This is a genomic window from Pseudomonas maumuensis, assembly GCF_019139675.1.
Classification (GTDB): Bacteria; Pseudomonadota; Gammaproteobacteria; order Pseudomonadales; family Pseudomonadaceae; genus Aquipseudomonas; species Aquipseudomonas maumuensis.
In genome coordinates this window covers 1,683,643-1,701,388 of the sequence record NZ_CP077077.1, presented here as the reverse complement: position 1 = coordinate 1,701,388, position 17,746 = coordinate 1,683,643, and the positions used below count along the sequence as shown (strand labels likewise).

General features: G+C 59.8%; 18 protein-coding genes. All 18 read left to right on the top strand.

Annotated elements, in window-relative coordinates:
• Window positions 1–137 precede the first annotated feature (137 nt).
• The 18 genes from KSS90_RS07860 (at window position 138) to KSS90_RS07775 (ending at window position 17,735) form a co-directional block, all read left to right on the top strand.
• Window positions 138–443 (top strand): hypothetical protein, encoded by a 306-nt coding sequence (locus KSS90_RS07860; RefSeq protein WP_217868903.1) that lies wholly within the window; start codon window positions 138–140, stop codon window positions 441–443.
• Window positions 424–1,731 (top strand): type III PLP-dependent enzyme, encoded by a 1,308-nt coding sequence (locus tag KSS90_RS07855; protein ID WP_217868902.1) that lies wholly within the window; start codon window positions 424–426, stop codon window positions 1,729–1,731. The genes KSS90_RS07860 and KSS90_RS07855 overlap by 20 nt, the downstream gene beginning before the upstream one ends.
• A gap of 10 nt (window positions 1,732–1,741) precedes the next feature.
• Window positions 1,742–2,647 (top strand): hypothetical protein, encoded by a 906-nt coding sequence (locus KSS90_RS07850; protein ID WP_217868901.1) that lies wholly within the window; start codon window positions 1,742–1,744, stop codon window positions 2,645–2,647.
• A gap of 1 nt (window position 2,648) precedes the next feature.
• A complete protein-coding gene (locus KSS90_RS07845) occupies window positions 2,649–3,626 on the top strand; it encodes a beta-ketoacyl-[acyl-carrier-protein] synthase family protein (RefSeq protein ID WP_217868900.1) in 978 nt (325 codons plus the stop codon).
• Window positions 3,623–5,233, top strand: coding sequence for a class I adenylate-forming enzyme family protein (locus KSS90_RS07840; protein ID WP_217868899.1), 1,611 nt, complete (start codon window positions 3,623–3,625; stop codon window positions 5,231–5,233). Before KSS90_RS07845 ends, KSS90_RS07840 begins: the two co-directional genes overlap by 4 nt.
• Window positions 5,211–5,465: a phosphopantetheine-binding protein gene (locus KSS90_RS07835; RefSeq protein WP_217868898.1), complete on the top strand. Its 255-nt coding sequence runs from the start codon at window positions 5,211–5,213 to the stop codon at window positions 5,463–5,465. Before KSS90_RS07840 ends, KSS90_RS07835 begins: the two co-directional genes overlap by 23 nt.
• The gene (locus KSS90_RS07830) at window positions 5,466–7,016 is read left to right on the top strand and encodes an AMP-binding protein (RefSeq protein ID WP_217868897.1); all 1,551 of its coding nucleotides are present in this window, start codon (window positions 5,466–5,468) and stop codon (window positions 7,014–7,016) included.
• Entirely contained in the window at window positions 6,985–8,502 is a 1,518-nt protein-coding gene (locus tag KSS90_RS07825; protein ID WP_217868896.1) for an AMP-binding protein, read from the top strand. The genes KSS90_RS07830 and KSS90_RS07825 overlap by 32 nt, the downstream gene beginning before the upstream one ends.
• Before the next feature lie 123 nt (window positions 8,503–8,625).
• The gene (locus tag KSS90_RS07820; RefSeq protein ID WP_217868895.1) at window positions 8,626–9,030 is read left to right on the top strand and encodes a VOC family protein; all 405 of its coding nucleotides are present in this window, start codon (window positions 8,626–8,628) and stop codon (window positions 9,028–9,030) included.
• Complete coding sequence (locus KSS90_RS07815) at window positions 9,027–10,154, top strand: acyl-CoA dehydrogenase family protein (RefSeq protein WP_217868894.1); 1,128 nt, start codon at window positions 9,027–9,029, stop codon at window positions 10,152–10,154. The genes KSS90_RS07820 and KSS90_RS07815 overlap by 4 nt, the downstream gene beginning before the upstream one ends.
• Complete coding sequence (locus tag KSS90_RS07810) at window positions 10,151–10,663, top strand: hypothetical protein (protein WP_217868893.1); 513 nt, start codon at window positions 10,151–10,153, stop codon at window positions 10,661–10,663. Before KSS90_RS07815 ends, KSS90_RS07810 begins: the two co-directional genes overlap by 4 nt.
• The gene (locus KSS90_RS07805) at window positions 10,639–11,460 is read left to right on the top strand and encodes an alpha/beta fold hydrolase (RefSeq protein ID WP_217868892.1); all 822 of its coding nucleotides are present in this window, start codon (window positions 10,639–10,641) and stop codon (window positions 11,458–11,460) included. Before KSS90_RS07810 ends, KSS90_RS07805 begins: the two co-directional genes overlap by 25 nt.
• Window positions 11,444–12,430 carry a 3-oxoacyl-[acyl-carrier-protein] synthase III C-terminal domain-containing protein gene (locus tag KSS90_RS07800; RefSeq protein ID WP_217868891.1) on the top strand — a complete coding sequence of 329 codons (987 nt, stop codon included), beginning with the start codon at window positions 11,444–11,446 and terminating at the stop codon, window positions 12,428–12,430. Before KSS90_RS07805 ends, KSS90_RS07800 begins: the two co-directional genes overlap by 17 nt.
• Before the next feature lie 40 nt (window positions 12,431–12,470).
• Window positions 12,471–13,589, top strand: a complete 1,119-nt coding sequence (locus KSS90_RS07795) for an acyl-CoA dehydrogenase family protein (RefSeq protein ID WP_217868890.1) — start codon at window positions 12,471–12,473, stop codon at window positions 13,587–13,589.
• Window positions 13,586–14,440, top strand: a complete 855-nt coding sequence (locus KSS90_RS07790) for a hypothetical protein (RefSeq protein WP_217868889.1) — start codon at window positions 13,586–13,588, stop codon at window positions 14,438–14,440. The genes KSS90_RS07795 and KSS90_RS07790 overlap by 4 nt, the downstream gene beginning before the upstream one ends.
• The gene (locus tag KSS90_RS07785) at window positions 14,437–15,384 is read left to right on the top strand and encodes a beta-ketoacyl-[acyl-carrier-protein] synthase family protein (RefSeq protein ID WP_217868888.1); all 948 of its coding nucleotides are present in this window, start codon (window positions 14,437–14,439) and stop codon (window positions 15,382–15,384) included. The genes KSS90_RS07790 and KSS90_RS07785 overlap by 4 nt, the downstream gene beginning before the upstream one ends.
• Window positions 15,374–16,681: a cytochrome P450 gene (locus KSS90_RS07780; RefSeq protein WP_217868887.1), complete on the top strand. Its 1,308-nt coding sequence runs from the start codon at window positions 15,374–15,376 to the stop codon at window positions 16,679–16,681. Before KSS90_RS07785 ends, KSS90_RS07780 begins: the two co-directional genes overlap by 11 nt.
• Window positions 16,665–17,735: a MupA/Atu3671 family FMN-dependent luciferase-like monooxygenase gene (locus tag KSS90_RS07775; RefSeq protein ID WP_217868886.1), complete on the top strand. Its 1,071-nt coding sequence runs from the start codon at window positions 16,665–16,667 to the stop codon at window positions 17,733–17,735. The genes KSS90_RS07780 and KSS90_RS07775 overlap by 17 nt, the downstream gene beginning before the upstream one ends.
• Window positions 17,736–17,746 lie beyond the last annotated feature (11 nt).

Sequence of the window (17,746 nt, the reverse complement as noted above, 5' to 3'; positions counted from 1 at the left end):
CAACGCAGATGCCATCCATGCGCTACGTATTGGCTACGCCGCACACAGCGAAACAATAGTCATTGCAATTTCAAGCAAATCTAACTATTTGCCAGGGATATGATCGCCGCTACGACGCTGACAAGGGGGTCTTATTCATGAGCGTTCCAGAAAAAGCAACACGGGAATTTATTCTCTCGGCCTTGCAAAACATAGGCGTTGCCCAGGACAAGTTGCAGGCCATTGACCAAGGCGCGGAAATATACGGAGCGCAGGGGCTTTTGGACTCCATACACCTTGTCAGCCTGATCTCGATAATCGGCGAATGCATCGACAACGACGCAAGTCAACCGGATAGTTTCTTCGACATCCTCGACCAGGACCTGTTCGACAACTTCAAAGACCTCAATCGAATCGAATCGCTATTGAACGGAAAATTCAACCATGTCCGCTTTTTCGCTTGATAGCCAATACATCAATATCGACAAGATCGAAAGTATTCCTTATCACCGCCTGGCAGGCAGCGTGCCGACGCCTTTTTATGCCTACAGCGCCACGCAGATAAAAACGGATTTCGCAGCGCTCAAACGCGCACTGCCCCAAGGCATTGAATACTTCTACTCACTCAAGGCCAACCCGAACAAAACACTGGTTGCACTGCTGCACCAGTCCGGCGCTGGCTGCGAAGTCTGCTCCTTGGCGGAACTTGAGATTGCCTTACGCCAAGGCGTGGCGCCGAGCGATATTATTTTCGTCGGTCCCGGCAAGCACATTGAAGAGTTGACCCAATGTTGCCTGGCCGGCATCAAAGCGGTGGTGGTCGAATCCATCGAGGAGATGATTCTACTCAATGAGATTGCCGCGAGCCTGGGAGTCACCCAGCGTATTGCCCTGCGTATCAACCCCGACTTCACCGGCGCGAAAGCCAAGTTGGTGATGAGCGGCAAGTCTCGGCAATTTGGCATCGATGAACAACTGCTGCCGCAGGCATTCGCCACGCTCCGCGAGCTTGCACAGCTGAACCTGACAGGCATCCATGTTTACCTAGGCACTCGGATTCTCGACTGGCAGGCACTTGCCGACAATACGCAAAACATCCTGACCCTGGCTGCGAGACTGCAACGGACCTACAACCTCGAGCTGGACTTCGTCGATGTCGGTGGCGGCTTCGGCGTGCGCTATTTCGACAAAGAACAAGCACTCGACCTGAGTGCCTTGGGCGACGCACTGCTGCCGCTGGTAAACGACTACCGTCAGCGCTTCCCACGCTGCACGATCGTCATCGAGCTGGGCCGCTTCCTGATTGCCCGCGCGGGTATCTTCGTCACACGAGTCAACTACCTCAAGCCGTCCCGAAATGAGTGGTTTGCCGTGTGTGACGGTGGCGCCAATTGCCACGGCAGCGCTGCTGGCATCAACGCCCTGGTTCGCCGCAATTTCCCGATGGCCCGTCTTGGCCCCGCCCGGGACGGCGATCAGCATCGCTATCAAGTGACCGGCCCGCTGTGTACGCCCACCGATGTACTGGGCGAAAACATCATGCTCGCCGAGCTGCGCTCGGGGGATCTGATCGGTATCGGGCATTCCGGTGCCTATGGCGCCAGCGCATCCCCGGTGGGCTTTTTAAGCTTCGGTCACCCAGCCGAGGTGCTTGTGGAAAATGACCAGGCCTATCTGATCCGCACGGCAGACAGTGTGGAGACCCTGCTGGCGCCACAGGTCTGCCAACGCTTGTCCTTGCCCAATATCTGAAGGAATCGCCATGTCTCTTGGGCTTACGGTCTCTCATATCCTGTGGCGGCAGTTTGCAAGACGAACCGACACACCTGCCGTCGACGACGAGCAGCTGAAAATAGTGACGGACTTCGTCAACGCCTTTTTTCACTCACAGGGTCATGAGGGACAGGCTCAGGATCTCCATGCCGCTCGTTGGTACGCCGCACAGCAGCAGTCGTTCAGGACAATGCTGACACGGCTGCTCGGGGAGCTGGCACACCAGGCCCAGCTCGATGACCTGGACCTGGTGCTGCTCGCCCATTGGACGCCGGATGTCGAGGTCGGCTGCTCGGTGACCAACGCCATCATTCATGAAGCGGGAGCCCGCGACGCCTTTGGTATCGCCATCAGTGATCATGGCCTGAGCAGCGCGTTTCTGGGCTTGCAGGTCATCGAGGATTACCTCGGCGATAGCGATCGTGACGGCCATGGAAAAAAGGCCCTGCTGCTGATCGCCGACCAGGACGCCATCATGTACGAAAGCCCCAGCCTGGCTCGTTTCAATCCTGTGGCCAGCGCCTGCATCGTGATGCTGCACTACCTGCCAGACGATCAGCCCGGCCAAGGTGCTGGCATGGTGTTCAAACACTACCGAAAAGTCGCTTTTCCAAGCACCGACCAGGCATTGGACGATCTGCTCGTCACCTTGGACATGTTCACGTCCAGGGAAAGCTTGCTACCCCTGCTGATCCTGACCACGCCAGCGTTCGCCGGGCGGCTGAGGGAACATGGGCAACTGGCGAACCACCGCATCGAAAGCTGGAATGAAGCCTTGCTTTCCTGCGCCCCGTGGGCCCGGTTGGAACAACTCGCGCCGAACAATCAGCGCATCCTGCTGATGCTGCCAGAGGGTGATGCCCTGACCTGCGCAGGCTTTGTGGCGGGGGCTTGAGGTGTACATCCATACCATTACCAGCCTGGTCGCCGAGAATCTCACACCCCTGCCTGTCCTGGCGGAAAAGTATGCCTGGGGTCAACGCAACACCAAGATCTTCAGCCGCTTCCATCGGATGGAGTCGGCCAGCCTCTTCGAGCAGGAAGCGTTGCCTGACCTGATCATGCAGCTGTTGCAAAAGTTCCAGGTCGAGTGTGACCCGGCCTTGTTTGAACGCATTGGCTACGTGGCCTGGGCACACTCGCTCAATTGCCCCAGCCCCTTCGACTTGGCCCCCGGCCTTGCCGGGGATGTGCGTGCATTCCTGGGTCGTGCGCAGCTGGAGTTTTTCTCTGTCACCCAGGCGTCGTGCGCATCGGCGCTGGTTGCGCTGAAATTTCTCGACGCCAAGCTCACGGCGGCTCACAGTCGGCAGGAAAACCTCTGTGGCTTGTTGATCAGCGGCGAAAAGTGCTTCCACGGCACCGTGCAATACGCCGATCAGAATGGCTACTTCGGCGAAGCCTTCTGCGCCACGCTGCTTGGCGCAACGCCCTCGCCCGGGGCCACGCGCGTGAGTGCCATGCACGTCCAGCAACTGGCCGCCTACGGCACACGCATGCGCGAGACAGATCGCGAAAGTGAAAACGCCTACGATCACGCGTTCATCCCCACCATGCTGGAGACCGTGCGCACCGCCCTGCGCCATGCAGGACGGCGCCCCGAAGAGCTGCGCACGCTGATTCCCTACCATATCAGCCCGCCTACCTTCGACAGGATCGCCGACGGCGCGGGGTTTTCCCGGGACATCATCTACCGTCGCCATCTCTACCAACTGGGACATTGCTTTTGCAGCGATGCGTTCCTCAACCTGAAAAGCCTCCTGACGCACCGCGATGACGCCATCGCCGTCCACCCCATCCTGGCCCTGGCATCCGGCATCGCGGGCACTTTCGCAGCCATCGTTCTTGAATCGACCAATGAGGAGCAGACATGAGCACGAACCATTTGACCCAGTGGCTGGTGCTGGCGGCGCAGCGCTTCCCCGAGAAAACGGCGCTGATCGAGGGTGAGCATGCGGTGACCTGGAGCACCCTCCATCAACGCGTGATCAATACCGCCGCCTACCTGCGCCAGCAACAGGTCGAGCGCGGCGACCGGGTAGTGGTATGGCTGCCAAACGGGGTGGATTTCGTCGTCTGCTTCTGGGCCGTACAGTACTTGCAGGCTGTGTTCGTTCCGGTGAATCCGGATACACCGCTGGCACGGGTCGGCTGGTTGCTCGACAACGCAGCGTCACACCTGTTGATCGCCCAAGCCGGGCAGGCCGTTGCATTGGCGGCGGCACCGCTCGCGGCTGATGTGCGCGTACTCTTCGATCGAGCGCCCGGCGAGCAAGAGAGCGGGTCGTCGCAACTGTCCCTGGAACAAATAACCGCGCTCGCAGCGATGCCCCCCTTGCCTGTTCAGAACGCCCTGGATATCGACCTGGCCTGCCTGATCTACACCTCGGGTTCGACGGGCGACCCCAAGGGGGTCATGTTGACCCAACGCAACATGCTGAGCGCGGCAGACTCCGTCGCCACCTACTTGCAACTGGTGGCCAGCGACCGGATTTTCTGCACGATCCCCATGAGCTTCGACTACGGGTTGTATCAAGCGATCATGACGGCCAAGGTCGGCGCAACGTTGATTATCGAAAAGGATTTCAGCCGCCCACTTTTTGCCCTGAAACAGCTGGTCAAGCACAAAGCCACCGTCCTGCCGATTGTTCCTACGCTGCTGGCGATCATTGCGCCTTTGGCCAAGCGCTACGATTTCTCCTCCCTGCGCACGATCACCAACACCGCGGCGGCCCTGCATCCCAGCGATATCGACCTGCTGCTCTCGCTCTTTCCCCAAGCCGCCATTTTTTCCATGTACGGGCTGACCGAGTGCCATCGTTGTACCTGGCTCCCTCCCGCCTTGCTGTCCCGGCATAAAGACAGCGTGGGCTACGCCATCCCCAATACCGAACTCTGGGTCGTCGATGACGACGGCGTTGCCCACCGCAGCAATGCCACCGGTGAACTGGTGATCCGTGGCGCCACCGTGATGAGCGGCTATTGGCGCAACCCGGAACAGACCGCGAAGAAACTCCGGCCAGGCCCCTTGCCCGGTGAGTCGGTGCTTTACACCGGCGACGTGTGCCGGCTGGATGAGCAAGGGTTGCTGTATTTCCTGTCGCGCAAGGACGACATTCTCAAAACCAATGGCGAAAAAGTCGCCCCCCGGGAAGTCGAGGGCGTACTCAAACGCGTGCCGGGGGTGTTGCAGGTCGCGGTGATTGGCCTCGCCCACCCGGTCCACGGCGATGAAATCGTCGCCTGTATCGAATGCGTCACCCCCCTGGACACCGCGCAGCTCAAGGCATTTTGCCAGGCGCATCTGGAAACCTATAAGCGCCCCCATCGCTACTACTTCAGTGAAGCGTTACCCAAAAACAACAATGGGAAAGTTGACCGCGGCCAGTTATCCGCGCTTCTGCCACGCCGGGAAAACACCCTTAACGTCGGCTGCACACAACAAGCAGGGAGTCAGCATGCATACGCCAACCATCATTGAGGCCATTGGACTGGTGCTGGAAAGTTCAAACCTGTCCGAGCTCAATGCCCAGACGCATCTGGAACGCGACCTGGGATTTGAAAGCGGTTTGTACATCGAGCTGATCATGTACCTTGAAGAGCAGATCGAGGACCTGGTGCTCGACCCTGCCACGCTGGAATTCCAGCACTTCGAAACCGTGGGCAGCTTGTCGAAGTTCATTGAACTTCAACTCGCCGGCCGGGCGGCATGAATGGACGCCTGGTCAGCGCTCATAAGCGTATTCATGCGCTTTGCCGATCGATCGCAAACCGCCTGGTGTCACCATTCACTGACGTACAGCTATGCGGCGCTCAGCCAGCGTGCGCAGGATATCGCCGCTGAAATAGTCCGCCAGCAGCCGAGAACCGCCACGCTGGCGCCGGTGCTGGTTCATGGCCATAAATCCTTCGACTTTCTGGCCGCCTGGTGGGCCTGCATGCTGTGCGGTTGTCCTATTGTGCCGGTTGAATCGGACAACACGCCCGAGCGGCTGGAGCGCATAGCGCAGACCGTCGGGGCGCGCCTGATCCTGAACAGCGATGCCCTTCCACTACACGCCACACATGCGACGGTGATTGCCCTCGCCGCATTGCCCTGGCAGCGCCACGATGACGCGGCGCTGCAACAGTTGCTGGACGGCACTCGCAAGCGGCTGGAAAACGCCATGGACCCTCCGCTGGCCTACATCATGTTTTCATCGGGTACGACCGGGGAGCCCAAGGGCATTCAGATCAGCCTGTCGAATCTGGTCGACTTCGTGGCATGGGTACGCGACGACTTTCCACTAGATGGAAGCATCACCGGAAACGTGCGCTACTGCTTCGATGTCTGCCTGTTTGAAATCTGGCTTGCCTGGCAATTTCTGCAACCGCTGTCCGTGCTCGATCATCGAGAACTGATCAACACCCGCAAGACGATTGCCCAACATGCACAGATGGCGCTGACCTGCTGGGTGTCCACGCCCTCGATGATGCGACTGTATCTGCTCGATCCGACCTTCAATGCCGACGCATTGGCAGGGTTGCGGCGTTTTATCTTCTGCGGTGAAACGCTGTCCAAAGAGATCGTCACCCAGTTGTGGGCACGCTTTCCGGGCTGTGAAGTGATCAACACCTACGGCCCCACCGAATGCACCGTGGCCGTTTCACGCGTGCTGATCACCCCGCAGATGGTGGCTTCGCCACTGCCCCTGCCAATTGGCCGCGCCAGGCAAGGTGCGCGCCTGCAGTTGGCCCAGCCCCTGGACGCCGAGGGCCGGGGACAACTGTTGATCAGTGGCCAGTGCGTCGGCCCGGGCTACCTCAACGCGACGCCTGCGCGTCATGCCAGTTTCAGCCGCCAGCAGGGGCATGCCACTTACGCCACCGGTGATATCGGCCTGTTCGACGGCACCTGGTACTACTTCCTGGGACGCGAGGATGGCGAGGTCAAAATACAAGGGCACCGCATTGACCTGCACGAGATCGAACACTTCCTGCGCGAGCACAACCTGGTCGCCGATGCAGTGGTCGAGCCTTACTGGCGCAAGGGCAACGCCGAGGCGATCCAGGCCTGTGTGATCCTCAATGGGACCTGCGAGCTTTCGCAACTTGGTAGCGCCATGCAAGCCCATTTTCCCCCTTGGGCCATCCCACGTTACTGGTACAGCACCCCGAGCACCGTACTCAATCACAACGGCAAACTGGATCGTTCAGTTGCCAGGCAACGCGCTATGGACAACGGAGAGAAACATGTTTTTATCGCAAATCAAACCGCTGTTTGAGCGGCTGAAGCATCAAGACAACGCCATCGCGCTGATCAACCAGCAGGGTATCTACAGCTTTGCCGATCTAGGCTTGCGCACAGCCGCGATTGCCCAGCTGCTGGCGCCCTGGGCTGGTCGCAACGTGCTGGTTCACGGTCACAAGCAAGTGGATGCCGTGGCTGCGATGCTGGCATGCATCAGCCAGGGATGCTGTTTTACCTTCGTCGATCAAGCCAATCCCGTTGCACGGGTTGAAAAGATTGCCGAGCTGACCCGCGCCGAACTGATCCTTAACGCGGCGCCAGCGCCGCTGGCGGGACTGGAGCGCTGGCCACAGTGGGTCCTGTCGACCCTGGACAATGGCGACCCGGCGTCACTGCCAGTCGAACCCGAACCGACCCAACCGGCCCTCTATGTGCTTCCCACCTCGGGCAGTACGGGTGAGCCGAAGGGCGTCATCGTCAGTTATGAGAACTTCGCCGCGTTCTCGAGCTGGTACAGCCCGCTGATCAGCGACGACATCGCGCATGGGTGCCATGTGAGCCATGCCTGCTTCTCGTTTGACATGGGCCTGCTGGATCTCTTCCCGGTGCTGTGCCAGGGCCGAGCCCTGCTGATGCTGGATCATTGTCACAACATGCTGCCCCGACAGAACATCCGCCTGATGTCTCGGCACCCGCAGTGTCCTGTCACCAGCTGGTTCTCCACGCCGAGTTTTGTCGACTTGATGCTGAGGGATCCGTTGTTCAGCCGGCAGCAGTTTCCGCATCTGAAGCGATTTTTCATCGCCGGCGAGCGCGCCGCGCTGGGACTGGTGCAGCAGTTGCAAGCTCGCTTCCCCGGCCTGGAGGTGGTGCATGGTTATGGCCCTACCGAATGCACCGGCATGACCCATACCTTCACCCTTGGCCAACCGCCGGAGCACAGTGCGGGCCTGTTGTCCCTTGGCCCGGCCTGCGGCTTGAACCGAGTCAGGATCGTCGATGCCGATGGCCGCAGCCTGGCCCCAGGCGAGATGGGCGAGGTGCGCTTATACGGTCCGCAAGTCGCACTGGGCTATCAACCTGAAGACGATCCGCGTAACAGCGCCTTTGGCCATGACGAGTTCGGACGCTACTACGCGACCGGTGACCGGGGGTTCGAGGATCAACAACGTTCCCTGTTCATCCACGGCAGGGATGACAACCAACTGAAGTTGCACGGTAATCGTGTCGAACTGGCCGAGATTGAAAGCAGCGTGTGCCGCTACATGGAAGTCATCCAGTGTTGCGCGGTGCCTATAAAAGAAGACGGTAAAGTCATCGACTTGCAACTCTTTATACAATTGCGTGAGGACAGCGCAACTCACCGCGAAGGCTTGCGTCATTTCCTGGCGCAACAGTTACCCGGCTACATGATTCCGAAGTCCATATTCTTTTGTCCGACCTTCCCCTTGACCCTGCATGGAAAGATTGATCGCCAGCGATTGGTAGATCTGCACGACGCCCTGCCGGCCACAACCTGATGGCCATGTGCAAGCACATATAAAAAACATCCCTTTGCGCTCGCGAAAATACCCATCACTCCTTACGTCGGCGCCTAGCATGCGCCGACGTAAACGATCTCCCCAAGGATGAAGGGCGGCGCAATGCGTTTTAGTCATATCGGTTATGTGGTGGGCGACAGCGAGGCAACGGCTGACGCGGTTAAACCGTTTTTCCCGGTTGTTATCCGATACAAAGAATACATGGCCGCACAAAAAGTGTTCATTACCCTGTTGGCGACCACTGAAGGGGGCAGCCAAGTAGAGTTGGTCGAGCCGTTGGAGGAGAACCTCCCCTTGCGCGAACTACTGGCCAAATCCGGCAAGTCGTCGCTGCCCTATCACATCTGCTTCGAGGTCGATGACTTCGACGCACAATTCAGCACGATGAAGGCCGCGGGCTGGATCGTACTGACACGCCCCTTCAACGCCTTCGATAGCAACCATCGCTCCAGCCATCTCTATCACCCTGATGCCGGGATCATCGAAATCATGTCAGGTCCGCTATGAATCAGTTCCATGACGACGCCCTCAGCGCACAGGCCTGCCCGTTAGGCGAGGACGCTCAGCAGATTGCCGAGCAACTGCGAAATTTCGGCGATACACGACAGGTTCTGAGCCAATGGTCATTCGCGCCGGCGCTGAATCAGCTCGGCTTGCCGCAGCGCTATCAGACATCAGCCCACCATCAGGTGCGCGACCTGGCGGCGCGCTATGCCCTCTATGAACAGGTGGGCTTCGTCTCCCCGGCGCTGATGTTCAGTGCGCCTGGACCTAGCATGGCGGCCTATGTGGTTGCCGGACTGGGCAACGAACAGCAGCAGGATGCTTTTTTCGGCCAATTTCAAAAGGCGCTGTGCTGGTCATGCTTTGCGATGACCGAACCCGCACAAGGAAGCGATGCCGGTGCCCTGCAGACCACGGCGACAGCGGTTGACGGCGGATTCCTAGTTTCCGGCAGCAAGATGTTCATCGGTAACGGAATGGTCGCCGAGACCGGTGTGCTGTTCGCGCGCACCGCACCGGGACAATTGGGAATCAACGCTTTTCTGTTCAACCCGCAAGATCCGGCCATCACCCGCCAGCGCTTGGCGCTCACCGGACTCGATGGCACAAACCTGGCGCATATGCAGTTCGACAAGTTGTTTATCCCGACGGGGAACTTGCTGGGACAGCATCTGAAACCCACCCAGCGCTTTGCGCAGTCGGCGATGGCCACGTTCAATGCGCTGCGCCCCTGCGTGGGGGCTCTGGCGCTGGGGGTGGCGCGACGCGCGTTGCATGAGTGGCAAACCTGCGTGACACCTACTCCGACGCAGGCACAACTGCTGTCACGACTGAAACGCCGCTGGCATACAGCCCACCATGAAGGACTGACGGTCTGCCAGCAAACGGATGAGCACCAGCCCTCTACAGCAACCCCCGGCATGGTGAAAACCGCCTGCGTGATCATTGCCGAGGAGATTGTCAGCCAGCTTATCCATGCCTTCCCTGCGGACCACGGACCTTTACCGACGGCGCTATGGCAGGCATTTCGTGATGTGAAAGCCTTCGAATACACCGAAGGAACACGACAGATCCACCGACTGAGCCAGAGTTTTTCCTTCCCGCACGCCAGCCAGGAACACCAATGACTGTCGTCCCCATGGCGCAGGGCCAACTGAACATCGTCAGCACCTGCGAAGCCGTTATCCTGGACAGTCGGCACTTCATTGCCAACCCGCAACAGTCGCCCCAGGGCCGCTGGTATCAGCACTGGCCACAGATCGACTGTGGCGAGCGCCTGCATGCCCAGGCGCTCGTCGAGCTGTGTCAAAACGTCGTCAGCGAACCTGGCCCCACACTGCTGGTTTACGACAGCCTCCACCCGGCTGCCCGCGGTGCCACGCCCCTGCTGCAAAGCCTGTTGTCCCAATGCCCAGGCTTCATCGAGACCTTCGGTATATGCAGTGGCCGCTTCGATCCGGAGCACGCCGGCTCGTTGGCCAGCACGCTACTCCAGCCCGGGCAACGCCTGCTCTATGTGCATGACCCGCTGCAGCGCCTGAGTCGTGACCCCGCGCCCCAACGAGCAACGCTGCATTACCTTGTTTTTTCCGCACCAGCCTCGGGGGAACAATGGATACCCAGCTTGCCTCACTGATCGAGCGCCTGGCGAAGCCCTCCCTGCTGCCAATGCGCTCGGCCGAGTCGAGATATCTGGCCGGCATGGAAACCGAGCTTGTCACCTGCGGCCCCTACCGCAGCCGGGTGTTGGTATACGAGAACCATGACCCACAGGCCAAAAGCGCGCTGTTGCTGCACGGCTGGGGAGGCCACCCGCTGATGCTGTCGGAGCTGAGAGCGTTGCTGCAGGCCCAAGGTTATCGGGTCTACATGCCCTTTCTGCTGGGGCACGACCCGCAGTCTTCGGCCAGTTGCGACTTTCCTGGCCAGTGCCCGCTGCTGCTGGCGATGCAGGCCAGGTACGGCCCATTCGATAGCGTGGTTGCCCATTCGGCAGGCGGGATCATCATGGCGATGGCGCACTGGCTGGGCCTGAAACTGGACCGAGTCGCACTGCTTTCAGCGCCGGCCTCATTGCCCAGCCTGCTGCAGCATGCCCTGTCGCATCATCAGCTCGGCAGACAGCACCTGACGTTGCTCGATAACTACTACCAGAACCGCTACGCCATGCCTGCCGCCTTGCACACCGCACGCCCGTACACCTTCAGCGGTGCTCGCGTACTCATCATGCATGGCGACCAGGACCTGCGAATCAACCCAGCCGATGCCGGGCACATCCATACCCAAGTAACCGATGGCCAGTTGCAGATGATTGAAGGCACAGGGCACCTGGGCATTCTCTCGCACCCGCGAACTCAACAGGCCCTGGCCAGATTTCTTCGCACGCACAATACCGACCATGAAAAAGGGAATACCTATGTTGGGGCATATTGAGTCCATTACCCTGCACATTCCCGAACAGCGTAAATCGCTGGCCGAGGTCGCTCACGCCCTTGGACTGAGCGCGCTCGATGTGCGGATGTTCTCGCGCTTTTATGGGCTGGCGAACTTTCCCCGCCAACCCGGCTCGGTGGACGACCTGATCCGCCCACTGCTCGAGCAATTCGTCGCCGCCCATCCTGACCAGGTCGCGCGCATACGGCATGTGATGCATGCCCATACGGTTCCCGCCCTGCGCCCGTTTCACGAGCCAGGCAGGCCCCTGCTCGAAGCGTGCGGATTTGCCGATGACACCGAGTACTGCAGCCTGACGATGGGCCACTGTGCGACCGCACTGCCCGCCGTGGAATATGCCTGCAGCCGCCTCAAGGACGGGGAATATGCGCTGCTGCTGGTAGGCGAAAAAGCCTTTCATCCAAAGGTGGAACTGCTTGATGACACCACCATCATGGGGGAAGCCGCCTGCGCCGTACTGCTCAGTCGATCGGGAACGCGCGGCAAGGTCACTTCCCGGCACAGCGAACAGGCCGGCGAATTCAGCCAGCACAAGGGCGATGAGCCGAGAACCGACCCGGCATTCGCCGATGCCTACTTCGCATTCGTCAGCCAGGCCATGCGCAATGCCGCCCAGCATTTCGACCGCCCCCTGCACACCCTGAGCTGGATAGCCCCACATAATGTCAACCTGTCTTCCTGGCAGAAAGTGGCCGACGAACTCGCGATCCCTCGCGCCAGGATTTTTCTGCGCAATGTGCCGTGCTATGGCCATTGTTTCGGTGCGGATCCTTTTCTCAACCTGGCCGCGCTCATCCGCGGGCAACAACTGTCTCCCGGCGACCAGGTGATGCTGGTCAGCGTCGGCATGGGGGCCACCTTTTCCGCGCTGCTGCTCGAACTGCCCGCAGGCAATGAAATCCCCGTGTTTTGCAACCTCGAGCAATACCCCGAGTTCGGGCCGAACTAAGTTAACGCTCAGTTCATCCCCTACTCGAACGCCGACACTTATGAGCGATATCACCCGCTGCTATCCACAACTTCACGCGCTGTCAGAGCGACTACTCGCTGCCGGGCAGCTCGCGGAGGATGACCTCCAACAGGCGATTCCCTACCTGGACCATCCAGAGCTGAAAAGCATCGCCTGCCTCGGCATACCCTCACGGTTCAACCTCTGGGAAACACCGGCATTTTCCAATGTCAGCTATTCCCGGCACCTGGAAATCATCGAGTACCTGAGCCGAACGGACGCCAGCGCCATGATGCTGCTGCCGGGGGCCTCCCTGAGTACGCGCGCCATTCTGACCCTGGGCAATGAACAGCAGCAGGCACGTTTTTTTGCCTGCTTCGATGAACGCCCAGCCTGGACATTCTTTGCCGTTACAGAAACCGACATCGGCTCCGATGCCAGTGCCATCACCACTGAGCTCACGCACGGTGAACGTGGCTGGCGGCTCAATGGCACCAAGACGCTGATCGGTGGGGCCATGCTGGCGAGCGCAGGTCTCGTGTTCGCGCGGTACAAACAAAGCCAGCGCTTGGTCATGGTATTTCCTGACGCAGCCGAGCCCACCTTGCAGCGTGAACCTTTGCGCACCGTCGGCCTGGCAGGTGCAGGGTTGACGCGTCTGACGTTCAAGGATCACCGCATCCAAGAAGAAGACATCCTGGCCCACGATCGTCGCGAACTGCTGCAGGGGCTCAACGCCCTGAGCCTGGTGTTCGAACGTCATCGGCCCATGGTGGCGGCCATGGCGCTGGGCACGACCTTTGGCCTGCTCACAGCCCTCGGCATGCGCCCCCTGCCAACCGCCGCACGACGCGGGGTCGCCAGGCTATGGCGAAAATATCACGCGATCTATCAACAGATGCTTACGCTGGCAGAGGGTTACAGCAATGGCCAGCACCAACATGCCCTCACCAGTCAGCTCAAGCTCAACGCCACCCGCCTCGTCGAGGAAACCGCATGCCACCTGCCCCATTGGCTGAATCGTGACGACTGGCTGGAGGATCACATGCTGCGCAAGCGCTACCGCGACAGTTTTGCGTTCGAGTACATGGAGGGCACCAGCAACATCCATCTGCTCAATAGCTTGCGCCCACCTGTAAGCCAAGGGGGCAGCCTGTGACACTCTGCCTCGATCCTGCCGACATCGTGTTCCAGTCGTTTCATCACACCGAAACGCCGCAGCCTGAGTGGAGGGCCGAAGTCGCTCACTGGCGCTCTTACGTACAGCATTTCTTCCAGGCCAACGGCCGGACGCTCAGTCCAAGGGATGATCAGGTGCAGGCATGGGTCGACAGCCAGGAACGTGCCTCCTTCAGCGACATGATCAGCGCAGTGTTGCCTCGGCTGGCCGCGGTCATCCAGCCGCAACGAGTGAAAACCGTGTTGATGGCGCATTGGACGCCAGACCTGCACATGGGCAGCTCGGTGGTCAATGCCGCCATCCACCAACTGGGGCTTTCCGCCTGCCTGGCATTGGCCATCAGCGACCGCGGAGCCGACGCAGGACTGTTCGCCTTGGATGGCCTCAGTGACTGCCTGGCAGATAAGGATGAAGACGGCCTTTTACTGATTGCCGAGCAGAAAAACCTCATGTACGACTCGCCACTGATGGCGAGACTGCAACCGGAAAACAATGCCTGCGTCTGCCTGTTGAACAGTCAGCAACGCGGGTTGCGCTACCGGGGCTTCAGGCGCGCACCCCACGCGAAATGGTCCACTGAATGGCTCTCGCACCTCATCGAGCAATTGGGATTGGTCAACGAACGCCTGACCCTGATCGGCCCTGCTCAGCTACTGGAGGTGGCCTCTGCCGGTACTCGCGCGCTTGCCACCAACCCTCACTTGCTGTGCGCAGCCCCTTTCGTTGCGCTACGCACGTTCTGGGAGCCGCAACGCGACTACCTGCTGATCAGCGAAAACGATAACGGCATCAGCCTGTGCGGACTTGCGGCCGAGGAGCCCCTACGATGAACATCGCTTCGCTGGCCACCTATATTCCACCCACCCGAGTGTCCCTCGACCAGGTCGTTGCTTATCGCGGCGGCGCTCCGTCCGAAGCCCGAACATTTGGCCAACTGTTCGGTATGCGACAGGCATCGACCCTGGCGGCTGACGAAAGCGCCGAAGGCTGTTTCCGTGCCTTGCTGCAGCAATTGGCGGAAAGCCTGGATGATGGGGAAACGATTGATGCGGTGATTCTGGTCCAGGGCCTGCCTGCTCGCTCTCTGCGCCAGAGCGTCAACCTTCCCGCCCTGCGGCAAGCATCCAGCTTTATCGCTGCAGATGCGCCCCTGCTGACCGTCAACCAACAAAACTGCGCCACCTTGTTCTGGGGGCTGCGTTTGGCCGAACGACTGCTGGCAAGCGGCAAGCATCGCTGCGTGGCGTTGCTGACTGGCGATACGCTGGCCGATTTCGACCTGGCCGAGCGCTACATTCCTGGCTGCACGATGATTGGCGACGCCTTCGCGGCCGCCCTGCTCAAACCCGGAGGTGGTCAACGCCGGGTGTCAGGCATCCACTGCTTCTACCATCATGGATTCTGGCAAGGCCTGGACGGCAGCCGCGAGGACACCAAACGCTTCTATCAGGCCCACAATGCCCTGGTCGATCAGGCGCTGGCGTCCTACCCCGAGGATCTGCGCGAGCGAGCCTGGCTGCTACCGCACAATATCAACCGCCTCAGCTGGCAAACCTGGCTGCGCCATCCTGACAATCAGCAACGCGCGGTCGCCACGGATCTGATAAGCCATAGCGGCCACTGTTACTGTGCGGATCCTCTGCTATTGCTCGACAGCTACGCCCCCGAGGATACCGGCCGCCCTGCTCTGCTGCTTTCCGTGGGGTTGGGCGGTTGGGTGGGATGCGCCGCCATCACCTCTGACGTCCTACCGGAGGCAGCCCATGTCCAGTAACCCCAATGCCATTGCGAGGGTCAAGCCATCCGCCGCCAAGTATGCGCAACTGGGCTTCCTGAAAATCGCTGAAAGTGCCTGTCGCCAGCATGGCGACAAGGTCTGGATCGGCGAAGACGAGGATGCTGTGCTGTTACTGGCGGGCGCCCGACATATCCGCTTTTTCCTGGAGAACGAAAGCAGTTTTCACAAGGAGCTCGATAATGGCGCTTCTGTCAGGCGGATCCTGTTGGGCCAATCGCTGATCACTGCACGGGAAGGTGACGAGTGGCATCTGGCCAGAAAGCTGACCGCACCGCTGGTCAATCCGAAATCAACCCTGCTCAAGCAGGGTACCCAACTTTCGGCTCGGTGGCTGGTGGACGCTCTCCAGGACCCGAAGAAGGATTCGATGCAGGAAATCTGCCTGCAGTGGGCATTGATGTGCGTAGCGCAAGGCTTCGTCGGTCCAACGCTCGACCCTCTGCAACTTGACAGCCTGATCAATCACTTTCGCAGGATCTACCAGCAACTGATCGTCGCCGAACCGACCGAGGACTATGCCGCGTTATCTCGGCACCCGGCCCTTGTCGCATTCCGCGAGGAACTCGAATCGATGATCGGACCATTGGTGACTGGCGACGGTGGTGCCAAGGCCGACATGCTGCAACGCTTTTGCCAGGCGCTGGATATAGAAGCCCATCCGCATGAAAGGGAACGCGCGATCAGCATGTTGCTGGGTAATCTGGTCGCCAGCGTAGACAACACCGGGATCGCATTGCTGTGGTGTCTGACTCACCTATCACAGCATCCTCGGTTTCAGGAGCAGGTCCGCGAGGAGTCCCGCCAAGGAAAACGCGATATGGCCAGCGCTATCGTCAAGGAGTCGCTGCGCATAACACCGGTCACGGCCTTTTTCGAACGCAACACCCTGTGCCCGGTGGAGGTCGACGGCGCCGCGATTCCCGCGGGCGTCAAAGTGCTGTTTTCACCCTGGCTGGTCCACCGCAATGCCACGTACTGGCAGGAGCCATTGAGTTTCAGACCAGAGCGTTTTCTGCAGGGTAGAAAAATTGCACGGGAACACTTTGTGCCCTTCAGCATAGGCAAGCGCAACTGCGTAGGCATGGCGCTCGCCCTGGACCAGCTCACCACAGCCATTGAAACACTGTGCGGCCATTGCCATTTCACCCTGTCGCCTTCGACCGCTCCCGCTGCACTCACGCCACGTTATGGGTTGAATGTAATGCCCAGAGGGGCCGTCTGTTTCACTCTCGAATCCGTAGCCAGGGACACCCAGCATGACTGCATCGCCTAACCTGGCGGGAGAGACCATCCCGCAACTCAGCGTATTCTGTTTTTCGGACGTGGCCCGGGACAGCTTTGCCGATAAATATGAACAATTGCTGAGCACCGCCAGACTGGCGGACGCGCTCGATTTTCACGCAATCTGGACCCCTGAACGGCATTTCCACACGTTCGGCGGAATGTTTCCCAACCCCTCTGTAATCAGTGCCGCGCTGGCCGCCACGACACAACGTATTGCAATCCGCGCAGGCAGCGTGGTGCTTCCCCTGCATGACCCGCTGCGCGTCGCTGAAGAGTGGGCCCTGGTGGACAATCTGTCTCGCGGCCGAGTCGGAGTAGCGTTTTCGGCAGGCTGGCAACGCAACGATTTCGTACTCAAGGCCCAGAACTACCGTGAGCGCCATGAATGCCTGTTCTCCTCCCTGGAGCAGGTTCAGGCGCTATGGCACGGGGAGTCCGTGACTCGCCACGACCTCTCTCTTCCGGGCCATCCGGAACCGGTCACATTGCAAACCTGGCCGCCTGCCTATCAAGCCGACATCCCGGTCTGGGTCACGACGGGAAGCAACCCCCTGCTGTTCAGCGAGGCAGGGAAACGCGGTTTGAACGTACTGACACACCTGATCTCGCAAACCCGTGAACAACTGCAGGAAAACTGCGCCAGCTATCGCCTGGCACGTCGCGAAGCCGGACTGGACCCGGCAGGCGGCAAAGTCACGCTGATGATGCATAGCCAAGCCGGGGAAGCCAGGGAGTCGCTGCTGCCACGCCTGCGACCGGCCATGACGGGCTACCTGCGCGCGTTCATGCAGCTTTCTGAAAATCTCAATGCCCCTTCTGCGCTTGATCGGGAGACCGCCGACAAAAAACAGGCCTACGCCCTCAAATGGGGAGTGGAAAAATACCTCAACCACTGCGGTTTGTTTGGCTCTGCCGAGCAATGCCTGGAGCAGCTGAAACAGCTCAAGCGTGAAGGCATCGACGAAGTCGCGGCGCTGGTAGACTTCGGCATGCCGCAGGAAAGTGTTGAAACAACCCTACGCACACTGGCGACATTACTGTGAAACAAGGAGGT